Origin of the sequence: Parabacteroides hominis (genome assembly GCF_014287585.1) — a bacterium.
Lineage (GTDB): Bacteria > Bacteroidota > Bacteroidia > Bacteroidales > Tannerellaceae > Parabacteroides > Parabacteroides hominis.
Map to the genome: position 1 here is coordinate 1 of NZ_JACOOJ010000024.1, position 13,484 is coordinate 13,484.

Here is a 13,484-nt window from a genome sequence, read left to right on the forward strand (position 1 = left end):
AATGATTTTGTCCATATTTTTTGTTTGCACTTATAATATAGACTTTTATTTTTTAAGCTGTGCTCTTTTATTAATCAAATACACTAAAAGCAGCCATACAGCAAATGTGAACAAGACCCATTTGAATTAGAAGGGGTAGAAAATCGAATTAGATGCGGTAGTAGTTTCGATCCGAACCAATGGCTTTTTTATAAATGTGACAATAAGGGGTGAAAAAGGCAAGAAATCAGTCGCAGCCGCCCTGACCGTTTTTATCTCCGAAAGATATTGCCTATTTTTGTAACGGTTATCGAAATAGTTATTTATTCATATATAAACCAGGAAAAAGAATGAAGAGAACATTTATTGCTGCCGGTTTGGCCGTTATGTTGAGCGCATGCGGTTCGACCGACAAGAACGAAAAAACAACAGAGAACCCTTTTATGACAGAGTTCACCACTCCGTTTGGCGTCCCTCCGTTCGACAAGATTACGTTAGCCGATTACAAGCCTGCTTTTTTGCAAGGTATGGAAGAACAGAAACAGGAGATCGATGCGATCGTGAAACAGCGTTCCATGCCTGATTTTGAAAATACAATTGTCGCGCTCGACCAGAGCGGAAAGTTGCTGAAAAGGGTGAGTTCCGTGTTTTATGGCCAGAACAGCGTAAATACGAATGACGAAATGCAGGCGCTCAGCCGCGAACTCTCTCCGCTGCTTTCTAAACATAGTGACGATATCAGCCTGAATCCGGCCCTTTTTGACCGTGTGAAGTCCGTTTATGACAACCAAGCCAAATTCAATCTGGACAAGGAGCAGAAGAAACTGCTGGAAGAAACCTATAAGGATTTTGTTCGTGGCGGAGCCAATCTGCCTGCCGACAAACAGGAGAAGTTGCGTGAGCTGAACAGCAGCATTTCCATGCTTCAGCTTACTTTCGGCCAGAACATGCTGAAGGAAACAAACGATTTTCAGTTGGTGGTCGATAAAAAGGAAGACCTTTCCGGCCTGCCCGAAAGCCTGGTTGCGAATGCGGCCAAAGCAGCTAAAGCAGCCGGGATGGAGGGGAAATGGCTTTTCACGTTGCATAATCCGAGTGTGATGCCTTTCCTGCAATATGCGGATAACCGCGCTTTGCGTGAGAAAATCTTCAACGGCTACATCAACCGGGGCAATAACGGCAATGAGGCCGACAATAAGAAAGTCGTCCGCGATCTGATCACCCTGCGCCTCGAAAAGGCGAAACTGATGGGATATGACGATTATGCTTCCTTCGTCCTGGAAGATCGCATGGCGAAATCTTCGGATAAAGTATATGCCTTGCTGAACGAAGTCTGGACACCTGCTCTCGCTAAGGCCAAAGAGGAGCTGGCCGATATCAATGCCGAAATCAGGAAAGAAGGCGGTAACTTCGAGGCGGAAGGCTGGGACTGGCGTTATTATTTTGAAAAAGCGAAAAAAGCGAAGTTCGATCTGGACGAGAACCAGGTGCGTCCTTACCTGAAATTGGATAATGTCCGCGACGGCGCTTTCTATGTCGCCAATAAATTGTACGGTATCACTTTTACACCGGTCCGGAATATCCCGTTGCCCCATCCCGAAGCGCAGGCTTTCGAATGCAAGGATCAGGACGGTACGCATTTAGGAATCTTGTATTTCGATTTCTTCCCGCGTGCAAGCAAAAGGGGAGGCGCCTGGTGCGGAACCTATCGTTCGCAGACCTATAAGGATGGCAAGCGGCTGGCCCCGGTTGTTACGATCGTATGCAACTTTACCCAGCCGGCGGAAGGGCAACCTGCCTTGTTGAGCGCCGACGAAGCGGAGACGTTGTTCCATGAGTTCGGTCACGGCCTGCATAATCTTTTCAAAGATGTTCATTATTACGGAGTGTCGGGTGTCCCACGCGATTTTGTCGAGCTGCCGTCTCAGATTATGGAACATTGGGTATTCGAACCGGAAGTGTTGAAAGTGTACGCAAAGCATTACCAGACGGGCGAAGTCATTCCGGCTGCCCTGATCGGGAAACTGGATAAGAGCGGCAAATACGGACAGGGCTTCGCAACGACCGAATATCTGGCTGCTTCCTTGCTCGATATGGATTTTCATATCCTGAAAGAAGTACACGACGGCGCTGATGTCATGATGTTTGAAAAGGCGGTCTTGGGTGACCGGGGTTTGCTGGAACAAATTCCTCCCCGCTACCGGACGACTTATTTCAACCATACGATGGGCGGCGGCTATACAGCCGGCTACTACAGTTATATCTGGGCGGAAGTGCTGGATGCCGACGCTTACGAAGCATTCAAGGAAACTGGCGATATCTTCAATCCTGAAATGGCAGCCAAATTCCGTACGTATGTCCTGACACCGGGCGGAATCGACGATGCGATGGATATGTACAAGAACTTCCGCGGCAAGGAGCCGGGCACGGAACCTTTATTGAAGAACAGAGGTCTTAAATAAATCCCATAATCAGATTTGAGAAGATGAAACAGACTGGATATAAAACGAAGGAGTACGGCGTACCGACAAAACGGTATTGCCAGACATTGGATCTGAAAGATGATCCCGAACTGATCGCCGAATACCGGAAACGGCATACGGAGAACGAGGCGTGGCCGGAGGTTCTGCAAGGTATACGGAGTGTCGGCATTTTGGAAATGGAGATTTATATCCTGGGTAACCGTCTTTTTATGATTGTGGAGACTCCGCTTGATTTTGACTGGGACGAGGCTTTTGCACGGTTGGCTGCTTTGCCTCGCCAGGAGGAGTGGGAGACGTATATGTCCATCTTCCAGGTTGCTCGTCCGGGGGCAACCTCTGCCGAGAAATGGCGGATGATGGAGCGGATGTTCCATCTATATTGATCCCGAAATCATAAGCCTCACATTTATTCTGTCAATCGAATAATCCCTGATTTGAACAGGCTCGAAACTACAAATCCCCTTGTTCCTGCGCTTGACGACTATGGCATAAAGCGTGGGGACAAGGGGATTTTGACATACCTCCGGTCAGGATGAAGACGTTTATTCGATATTCTTCCTGATCTTTGTCAGGTATTCCTTCATCCCTTCCGAATCTTTGTCTTTGATGATTCCCTGCAAGATGTCCAGTTCTTCCTGGATACGTGCAATCTGATGAGGCGTGCGCGGGTTGAAAAGGATTTCCGTCAATAGGTAATCGTCTTCGGAAAGCAGGCCTCTGGCAATCTTCATGTGACGTTTGAAGGTCGTACCCGGAGCATCCTGGTGCTTCATCGTGGCAGCGAATACCATGGTGGATGCAAACGGAATGCCGAGCGAGTAAGCCACGACTTTGTCATGTTCCTCGAAAGTATATTCGCAGATATGCAGGCGCAGGCTGGAATAGATATCTTTGAAGAATATTTTCCCCAGATGATCCCCTTCGGAGATAATGATCGTATTTTCTTTTTCCAGTTGCCCTAAGTTGGCGAATGTCGGGCCGAACATCGGGTGGGTGGAAACATACGGGAAACCGCATGTCTCGTAGAATTCTTTCAGATGCGTCTTGACCGATGCGATATCCGAAATGATGCAATATGGTTGCAGGTAAGGCATGACACTCTTGAACGCTTCGATCGTATAGCTTAGTGTCACGCAGTTGATGACTAATTCAGGTTTGAACTCGGCTACTTCTTCCGGCTTCTGCAGGCGAAGGGCGTTATAAATGAAGCGCATCCGTTTCGGATCGTTTTCCAGCACAGCCACTTCATGTTCAAAGCTAAGCAAATCGGTGAAGAAAGATCCCATCTTCCCTGCACCCAATATCAGTATTTTCATTATTGGCAAATTATTATTGTTCATTCATGATGATCATCTGTTGGCGGACGGATTCTTCATGAATTTCTTTCAGGATTTCTTTGACAAAGTCCGTGTTCAGTTCCATCTGTTCACCCATGTTGGAACGCTTTTCCAAAATCTCGCTGTAGCGTGGTGATTGCAGGATCGGCATATTGTGTTCTTTCTTATAGACACCGATCTCGCGGGAAATGCGCATGCGTTTAGCCAACAGTTCCAACATCTGTTCGTCGATACCGTCGATCTGGCGGCGGAGTTCGGCCAGGTTTTCCGTTGTCTGGTTGGAGTCGCGGATGACCAATAAATTCAGGACGTAATCCAATACATCCGGCGTGATCTGCTGTGAAGCGTCGCTCCAGGCACAATCCGGGTTGCAATGCGATTCGATGATCAAACCGTCGAAACTCAAGTCCATAGCCTGCTGGCAGAGGGGAGCGACCAGTTCGCGTTTACCTCCGATATGGCTCGGATCGCAGAAGATCGGCAGGTTCGGCATACGGCGGCGCAGTTCGATAGGAATATGCCAGAGCGGGAGGTTGCGGTACATCTTCTTATCATAAGAGCTGAAACCGCGGTGGATAGCACCCAGGCGGCGGATACCGGCTCCATAGAGACGTTGGAAAGCGCCGATCCACAACTCCAAATCCGGATTGACCGGGTTCTTGATCAAGACAGGAACATCCACACCTTTCAGGGCGTCGGCAATTTCCTGTACGGCGAACGGGTTAACCGTTGTACGGGCGCCGATCCACAACACGTCGATCCCTGCTTTCAAGGCTTCGAACACATGGTCTTTCGTTGCCACTTCGGTAGTCACGTACATACCCGTTTCCTTTTTTACCCGTTTCAACCATTGCAGGCCTTCTGCACCGATTCCTTCGAATCCGCCCGGTTTGGTACGAGGTTTCCAGATTCCTGCTCGGAACAGCTTGATGCCTTTGTCGGCGATTCCTTTTGCTGTTTCCATTACTTGCTCTTCTGTCTCTGCGCTACACGGACCGGCGATTACGACAGGGCGTTGCGGGTCTATACCGGGTAACATGATCGATTCTAATTCCATTTCCATATGAATAATGATTTTAATTTGTCAATATGCTAATGTGCCAATGTTTTCAATTCTCTTCAGTGCTTCTTCCAAAGTCTCGTTTTTACAACAGAGCGAGATGCGGATGTAACGTTCGCCCTGGCTGCCGAAGATGAATCCCGGTGTCAGGAATACATTAGCTTCGTACAAGACTTTGTCGGCTATCGCTTCGCTGCCTTTTGCCTCGGCGGGGATTTTTCCCCAGAGGAACATGCCCACCTGCTTTTCGTCGTATTCGCATCCTAACGTGTGCATGATCTGTCCCGCCAGGTCACGTCGGCTGCGGTAGACGCGGTTCATATTGTCGTACCATTCTTTCGGGGCGCTCAGTGCTTCGACGGCTGCGTGTTGCATCGGCTTGAACTGTCCGGAGTCGATATTGCTTTTCACTTTCAGGACCCACTGTACGAACTGTGCGTTGGAAGCGAGCATTGCCATACGCCAACCCGGCATATTGTGCGCCTTGCTCATGGAGTTCATTTCGATACAGATGTCTTTCGCTCCCGGCACGGACAGGATGCTTAACGGATGTTCGTTCAGGATGAAGCTGTATGGGTTGTCGTTGCAGATGATAATCCCGTGTTCCTTTCCGAAAGCGACCAGCTTTTCGTAGAGTTCCATGCTGGCATTGGCTCCTGTCGGCATATTCGGGTAGTTGGTCCACATCAGCTTGACGTTCGAAAGGTCCATCTTTTCCAGCTCTTCGAAGTCCGGTTGCCAGCCCAGTTCCTCTTTCAGCTCGTAAGAGATCAGATTGGCCTCGACCAGTTTGCTTACCGAACTGTAGGTCGGATAACCCGGATTGGGAACCAGCACGCCGTCGCCCGGATTCAGGAATGCCAGCGAGATGTGCAGGATTCCCTCTTTGGAACCGATCAACGGTTGGATTTCCGTTTTCGGGTCGAGATCCACGTCATACCATTTTTTATACCAGTCGGCAAAACCTTTACGCAGTTCGGGAATACCGACATACGGCTGATAACCGTGTTCGTTCGGCTGATGAGCATGTTCGCACAATGTCTCGATTGTCCGTTCCGAAGGAGGAAGGTCGGGACTGCCTACGCCGAGGTTGATCACGTTTTTACCTGCGGCATTCATTTCGGCTACTTCTTTCAGTTTCCTGGAAAAGTAGTATTCCTGTACGCTACCTACACGGTCAGCGGGTGTAATTGTTTTACACACTTTGTTTTCCTTCTGCATATTCGCCTAATATTTTTAAGTCTTTTGTCAACGGTCTGATAGCATCCAATGCCTGTTTGTAGCGCAGGTAATCCGTGAATGTCAGATTGATATAGAACAGATATTCCCATTCGCGGCCGATGATCGGCAAGGATTGTATTTTGGAAAGATTCATGTCGTAGAAAGAGAGGACGGAGAGTACTTTGGAGAGGCTGCCGGCTGTGTGGGGGAGAGCGAAAACGACGGACGCTTTGTTTTTGTCTTCACCTTTGAGCATCTCGTCTGCCGTCCATCGGTCGGCTATTGCCAGGAAGCGGGTGAAGTTGCGTTTGTTTGTCTCGATCCCTTCGGCAAGGACTTCCATATTGTAGATCTGGGCGGCCAGTTTCCCGCAGATGGCGGCGTGTCCTTTCAGTTGGTTTTCCGAAATCCACCGGGCACTCATGGCGGTGTCTTCCTTCTCGACCACTTTCGCGTTGGGCAGCGTATCGAGGAAGTCGGTACATTGCATCAGGGCGATCGGGTGGGAGTTGACCTCTTTGACATCGTGTATATTGGTTCCCGGAAGTGCAACCAGCGAGTGGGAGATACGCAGTTTGTATTCGCCGATAACCTGCAAGCCGCTTTCACGGATCAACTCATGGTTCTGCAACAAGCTGCCTGCGATTGTATTTTCGATCGCCATCATTCCTAAAATGGAAGGATCTTTCTTGATGGTCGAAATAACGTCTCTGAATGTATTGCAACCGATAATTTCAATCTCTTCGCCTTCGAAATAATTACGGGCGGCTATGTCGTGATACGAACCGGCTATTCCCTGGATTGCTACTTTCTTTTTCATCTTCTCTTTATATTTTCTTTAAATTGTCAACTGTCAACTGTCAATTTTCAATTGTCCGTTACAAAAAAAGTCCCACCGAAACCGGCAGGACTTCATATATTGTTATTGATATATACATTCATTCATCAACGCTTTACATACAAACTCCTGCCTTCACTCTGCTAAAGTAAAAGTAATAAAAGTAATATGTAAAGCTAAATCGATTCATTTTGTCTCTTTGTTTTTAAATACGCAGCAAAAGTAACGCTTTTTTGGAAACTACAAGCATAAAGTGATAATTTTTTTCATTACATCCGAAATATTTATTCCGTCAGGGTTGTCTTCTTAGCCAGATAGACATGAATCGGTCGTATATCATGTATCCTTTTGCCGACTTGTAGGCAATCTCTCTATCAATCAGTTTTGCTAATGCCGTGTTCACGCTGCTGGCGGCTTTCAGCTTGTATTTCGAGATGAATTTTCCGGAGTTTATTTCGGCTACGGTTCCCTCTTTCGCTATCGCTTTCATTAATTTGGCCGCCACTCCGGAATAGGCTGCTATCAGATTTTGGTATCCATAGACACCTTCGTCCGTCAGTTCCTGTATGGCGCGATTGGTGAATGTTTTGTCTGCTATATCTGTGTCATAACCGTATAATCTGTTTATCAGTGCCTGCATATACCTGGTATGTCCTTCAAACTCGTCATACATATAATAGAACGTGCCACTGTCGAATTTTCGGTTTACCTCTTGGAAGGAATGTTTTCTTGAAACTATTGGGATGATTTCGGGCAGTTATACTGATGATTGCTGAAAATGATTTAGATCATTGGAGGAAAGTGGTTCGAGAAAACGAAAAAGTTGTCCTGTCTTTCTTGGATAATATGTTTTCAAGCAGTTTTTTAAGGTTGAAACCTTCTACACTTGCATGACAAAGAAAAGGCAGTTGTTTTATCATTTTGTAAATTACTTCTCCTTTTGCGGTTTGGAGACTGTGAATTTGGAATACTTTTCATATTGGCTTCCTCGGCTGAAGACATCCGGCAAATGTTTGGCGGCGAACCGTAATTTTTCTTCATCTGTATGGAAGTCTTCCCCTTCGCAATATCTTTCTATGGTTGCGGCTGCCCCAATAAGAGCGTTCTTTTGAGATTCTGTCACGATCGGCAGTTCGGCGAAGTCCGTCTCAATCACGTTTTGGGGATTTACAGGCGCAATTATAAAGATTTTTTCGTCACATTCTCCTTCTTTCAACCGGAATAGCCGGTACTGTTCATCTGTAAGTTCAAGGAAATCTTTTTCCTGAGGAATAAATCCCAATTGGAATATAGCCTGGAGCGCTTGCCCTCCCAAACCGAATAATAAATCAAAAACATCCATAGTGTAAATTTTTATTATAGTCTATTAGAAAATCCGATGATAAACAAGGTGGTCTTTTTCAGACCACTTTCAATCCCGCTTGCAGCGTACGCATCTCTTTTGGAACAGATTTCTTGATGCTTTCGATCAGAATACCTGCGACCGAATGCCGGATAAAATCTTTGCGGGTTACCCAAACGATTTCACGTGCCGGTTTGGGGATGGCAAACGGGCGTACCAGTTCTTTTTGTTGTTCGCTTAACTGATAGGTTGCCAGCTCCGGAATGAAAGTGACGCCGTTGCCGCTTTCTACCATACGCATAAAAGTTTCCAGACTTCCTAAACGGTAAGCAGCCTGACGGAGTTTGACCTTTTCCATCTGGCAGAAACGCATCAACTGATCGCGGAAACAATGTCCTTCATCTAATAGCCAAAGACGTTCGTCGCTGATATCGGCGGAACGGACCATCTCTTTTTTGAACACGCTTTCGTTGCGGGCTACATAAGCATAAAACTGTTCGTAGTATAGAATGTCTCCCTGTATCTGCATCTCTGTCGGTTGGTTTGCGATGATGGCAGCGTCTATCTCGCCGTTCAGGAGGGCTTTCATTGTAGGGGCCGTTTGCATTTCCAGGATGCGGATATCCAGATCGGGGTGCTTCTCCGATACTTGCTGGAAAAAGCGGGGGAGCAGATAAGGAGCGATTGTCGGTAACACTGCGAGGCGGAACGTCCCTTTCAAAGACTGTTCTTCTTCGTTTACAATATCTTTAATGAGAGAAGTCTGGTAGAGGACGACACGTGCCTGGTCGATCACCTTACGGCCGGCAGGGGTAGGGCAGACCGGCTGGATATTGCGGTCGAAAAGTTTCACGCCCAATTCATCTTCCAGTTTCTGGATCATCATGCTTAATGTGGGTTGAGTTACACGGCAATGTTCTGCAGCTTTGGCAAAATGGCGGTAGGTGTCTACAGCCAGGATGTATTCGAGTTGTTGTATGTTCATAATCGTTATTCAATTGTTTTGTTTATAAATTCTTTTGGCAGCATTCCAAATTGTTTCTGGAAACATTTGGAAAAATAAGAGGGATTGGTAAATCCCACCTGATAGCAAATCTCGTTAACTCTGTATTTTCGGGTAGCCAACAGTTGGGCTGCCTTCTTTAGACGGACGACTTGTATCAGTTCGTTCGGAGTCATTCCGACCAGATTCTTAATCTTTGTAAAAAGGCCGGAACGGCTGATTCCCAACTCTTCTGCAAGTTGGTTTATTGAAAAATCCATGTTTGAAAAGTTTTTCTCTATACATTCGTCCAACTTCGCAAGAAAATCTTTATCTGCATCGTTGCCGGCGATGCTGTCTAACTGGACAAAAGGCATCTCTGAAAATTTTTTCCGGAGTTCTTTGCGTGATTCAATCAAATTTTCGACTTGCGCACGCAAGACTTGCAACGAAAAAGGTTTTTCCAGATAGGCATCCGCCTTATTACGGATGCCGGATAATTTGGAAAAATTGTCTGTTTTTGCCGTTAATAAGACTAAGGGTATATGGCTATATGAAAGATTGGACTTAATCTCTCTGCAGAATGCGATACCATCCATTACCGGCATCATGACGTCACTTATGATCAAGTCTACCGGATGGCTTTTCAGTATATCCAAGCCCACTTGCCCGTTTTCTGCAGCTAAAATATGGTACGAAGATACGAAACTGTCTTGTAAAAACATACGTAAATCGGAATTGTCTTCTACGATAAGTAGTGTAGGAGAAGAAATCTGGTTCGTTTTTTCGGTTTCTTCAGGAATGGTTATTTTTTCCGGAAGTACATCGGATGGCAGATCGATTCGGCTGGCATTTTTGTCCTGTTCTTGCCGGATTGGGAGCGTCAGGATAAAAGTTGTATATTCGTTTGCGACGCTCTCTACTTCGATCATTCCATGATGGGCATCCGTGAGCAGTTTGGCTAACGAAAGCCCCAGGCCTGTGCCGGGCTTGCTGTTCTGGGATATCTGGTAGAACGGCAGGAAAATGTTTTTCTGTTCTTGTTCGGAAATACCCCGACCGTTATCGGTCACTTTGATTGTTAGCAGCTTGTCTGTAGAGCTACATTCGATTACGATCTTATCTTTGGTATACTTGAGCGCGTTTGTCAGGAGGTTACTGATGATCTTCGTCACGGCTTCCGCATCCACGTCGGCTGTCACAGTCTTGCCTTCCATTAGTATTGAGATGGTTATGCCGCTTTGTTCCGCCATCGGTTTGAAACGAATATACAGGTTTTGCAACAGTTCGGCGATGTTCTGTTTGGAGAAACGGATAATGAATGCGTTTTGTTCCGCTTTCCTGAAATCCAACAACTGGTTGATGAGCGACAAAAGTCGTTGGCTGTTTCTGTCTATGATTTTCAGATTGTTCTGTAGAGCAGGGGGCAAAGTTTTCAGATTGTCCATGATTTTCTCCAACGGGCCGATGATTAGAGATACCGGTGTTCGGATTTCGTGGGCGATAAGCGTGAAGAAGTTGATTTTAGCATCGTGCAGTTCTTTTTCTTTTTCTGTCCGAAGTTGCCGGATTCGTGCATTTTGGCGGCGTTCGGTTCGCTTGCGGTTCAAATAGATCAGGCTCCCCGTCAGACTAAACAACAGGAGTATGTAGACAATGTAGGCGGCTGTTGTTTTCCAGAAAGGAGGATGGATCATGATCGTTAATGAAGTCCCTTCTTCATTCCAGTTGCCATCGTTATTGGATGCTTTTATTTTTAAGGTGTATGTGCCGGCTGGCAGGTTGGTGTAGGTCGCTTTGCGCTGGTTACCGACAATGTTCCAGTCTTTGTCGAAACCCTCCAGTATGTATTGGTATTGGTTTTTGACCGGTACGCAGTAACTGAGGGCGGCATATTCCACGCTGAAAACATTCTGGTAATGAGACAACTCTATCTTATTGGTGTGGCTAATCGATTTCCGCAGGACGCCTTTAGACCGGATTGTTTCGTCTTGATTGAATATTTGGAGATTAGTAATGACTACCGGTGGAATATAGTTGTTTTCGAATGCTACAGTCGGATTCAGGATGCTGAATCCGTTGATTGTCCCAAGATACAGTAATCCGGATGAAGCCAAAAGCCCGGCTTTCATATTGAACTGGTCGCTTTGCAATCCGTCACTCTTGAAGAATACACGGTTTTCATTCGTTTCGGGCAGATAGGTGATAAGTCCGTTGGCCGTTGTTATCCATAAATAATTACGCTCAGAGATGATGGTTCGGATCGAAACGTTGGGAGCTTTCAAGTGCACAGGAATGAATCCTTTTCGTTCTGGGTCGTAGAGGCATAACCCGTCGTCTGTCCCGACCCACAATCTCTTTTGTGTATCCAAGCAAAAGCAGTTCACTTGATTGCTCGGTAGTGCATACAGCGCGGACCGGTCATATACGAAATGTTCCCATTCATTCGTTTTCGGATCAAAGCGGAACAGGCCTTTTCCCCAAGTGGCGAACCAGAGGAAGCCGTCGTCGTCTTGTATGATGTCACTTGTAGTCGTTTGTATGGTCTTTAGGTGTGTAAAGTTGTCCTGTTCAGGGTTATACAGTGAAATGCCATACATGCTTCCCAGCCATATTTGTCCGTCCCGGTCTTTGAAGATGGAATAGATACTGTTTCCATCGATCGAATTGGGATCATTGGGATCGGCAATGTACAGTTTAAATTTTCCTGTTTTTAGGTCCAGTATGTTTAATCCGCCGGAGTAAGTCCCGATCCACAGTTTGTCTCTGTCCAGGAAAAGTGCATGTATATTATGGTAAGAAAGGCTGTTTTTACCGGTTTCAGGTATGTAGTTGGTGAACGTTTTGGTTCGGGTATTGAAATGGCTGAGTCCGCCGTCGTCCGTGCCTATCCATATATTCCCATCCCGGTCTTCACAGAAGCGACTGATGATATTCCCGTTAACTGAATTACTGTAAATAGAATGTTTGTAGCCTTCCACATGTTTTTTCTGTGGAGATGAATAGTTGATACCGCCGTAATAAGTCCCGACCCACAATCCTCCTTCCCGGTCTTTATATATCGGATAGGCGAACTTGTTAGACAGGCTTTCATCGTTAAATTCTGTAGCAGTCATAAGGGTTGTTTCCTGTGTTTGTGTGTTGAAAGCAGTCAGACCGTCATCGGAACTAACTATCAGGATGTCGGGTTGATAGAAGCAGAGAGCATGTACGTGCAGGATGCCGCCATGTGTACCGGGTGCGATATAGGATGTTAGTTCGTGGGTTTGGAGGTCTATTTTGCAGATTCCGTTGTCCCATGTTCCAAGCCACAGGGAACCGTTGTCGTCTCCTGTTACGGCATAAATGGACAGGTTTTCGGTTATTTTGTCGGACCCTTTCACCGGAAAAGGTTCGAATGTCTGTCCGTTGTATCTGTTCAGATGTCCTCCCGTAGCTGGCGACATGGCCCATAGAGTCCCCGTCTTGTCGATATAGAGGCTACTGATCGAATTGGAACATAGGGTGTTCGATTGGTCTGCAGTATGCTGTACCAGTTCGTTCGTTCGATGGTTGAATACAAAAATTCCCTGTCCGAGCGTAGCAAACCAAATATTTCCTTCGCCATCTTCTTGTATGCAACTGATTTGGCTCCTTATCATTTCACCCTCGGATGTCTGTCTGTCGAAGAATGAGAAAGTCTCCATCTCCGGATCGTATAGATATGCTCCTTCATCAGATCCTACCCAGAAAGAATTACGGCTATCTTCCAGCAATGCGTAAATATAGTTGTTCCCAAGGCTGGTCGAATCTCCCGGGTTTGTTTGGAATACTTTGAATGTGTAACCATCGAACCGGGAGAGTCCGTTTTCTGTCCCGAACCACATAAAACCACGACTGTCTTGTGTGATACAACGAACTGTATTGGATGGTAATCCGTCTTCTACTTCGTACTGGATAAAACGGAAAGGTAAAGCTTGTACCTCTTTTGAAATGAAAGGTAAGAGAAAATAAAAAAGAATGGCGAAAGCGACTTTCTTTATGTCAGACTGTGTTCTCATACTGCTTTAAACATATTATGACAAAGGTAGAAAATATATGTTACATTCAGTCTCTAAGAATACAAATAGTGTCTATATAAATGATAAAATCGTCCATGGCTGCAATCTAATATGCTGTATATTATTATTATACCGGAAATATTAAGGCTGCTGCCGATTGGACTATTTTTTATTTAGATTGCATTATTTTTCTATAACAAAT

General features: G+C 46.0%; 10 protein-coding genes. 2 read left to right on the forward strand and 8 right to left on the reverse strand.

Annotation, left to right across the window (positions count from 1 at the left end):
* Positions 1-329 precede the first annotated feature (329 nt).
* Complete coding sequence (locus H8S65_RS13245) at positions 330-2,441, forward strand: M3 family metallopeptidase (RefSeq protein ID WP_186930428.1); 2,112 nt, start codon at positions 330-332, stop codon at positions 2,439-2,441.
* 23 nt (positions 2,442-2,464) lie between these two features.
* On the forward strand, positions 2,465-2,845 hold the full coding sequence (locus tag H8S65_RS13250; RefSeq protein ID WP_186930429.1) for an L-rhamnose mutarotase: 381 nt from the start codon (positions 2,465-2,467) through the stop codon (positions 2,843-2,845).
* 159 nt (positions 2,846-3,004) lie between these two features.
* Here H8S65_RS13250 and H8S65_RS13255 read toward each other — a convergent pair whose 3' ends face one another.
* The 8 genes from H8S65_RS13255 to H8S65_RS13290 all read right to left on the reverse strand — a co-directional run bounded on the left by H8S65_RS13255 (position 3,005) and on the right by H8S65_RS13290 (position 13,282).
* On the reverse strand, positions 3,005-3,778 hold the full coding sequence (locus H8S65_RS13255; RefSeq protein ID WP_008147592.1) for a prephenate dehydrogenase: 774 nt from the start codon (positions 3,776-3,778) through the stop codon (positions 3,005-3,007).
* A gap of 13 nt (positions 3,779-3,791) precedes the next feature.
* On the reverse strand, positions 3,792-4,862 hold the full coding sequence (locus H8S65_RS13260; protein ID WP_186930430.1) for a bifunctional 3-deoxy-7-phosphoheptulonate synthase/chorismate mutase type II: 1,071 nt from the start codon (positions 4,860-4,862) through the stop codon (positions 3,792-3,794).
* 21 nt (positions 4,863-4,883) lie between these two features.
* Entirely contained in the window at positions 4,884-6,080 is a 1,197-nt protein-coding gene (locus H8S65_RS13265; RefSeq protein WP_186930431.1) for a pyridoxal phosphate-dependent aminotransferase, read from the reverse strand.
* Entirely contained in the window at positions 6,055-6,900 is an 846-nt protein-coding gene (locus tag H8S65_RS13270; RefSeq protein WP_005638685.1) for a prephenate dehydratase, read from the reverse strand. Before H8S65_RS13270 ends, H8S65_RS13265 begins: the two co-directional genes overlap by 26 nt.
* Positions 6,901-7,210: 310 nt before the next feature.
* Positions 7,211-7,591: an ATP-binding protein gene (locus tag H8S65_RS13275; RefSeq protein WP_186930432.1), complete on the reverse strand. Its 381-nt coding sequence runs from the start codon at positions 7,589-7,591 to the stop codon at positions 7,211-7,213.
* Between the two features lie 255 nt (positions 7,592-7,846).
* Entirely contained in the window at positions 7,847-8,260 is a 414-nt protein-coding gene (locus H8S65_RS13280; RefSeq protein WP_186930433.1) for a hypothetical protein, read from the reverse strand.
* Between the two features lie 58 nt (positions 8,261-8,318).
* Complete coding sequence (locus H8S65_RS13285; protein WP_186930434.1) at positions 8,319-9,245, reverse strand: hydrogen peroxide-inducible genes activator; 927 nt, start codon at positions 9,243-9,245, stop codon at positions 8,319-8,321.
* Positions 9,246-9,250: 5 nt separating this feature from the next.
* Positions 9,251-13,282 (reverse strand): hybrid sensor histidine kinase/response regulator transcription factor, encoded by a 4,032-nt coding sequence (locus tag H8S65_RS13290; RefSeq protein ID WP_186930435.1) that lies wholly within the window; start codon positions 13,280-13,282, stop codon positions 9,251-9,253.
* Positions 13,283-13,484 lie beyond the last annotated feature (202 nt).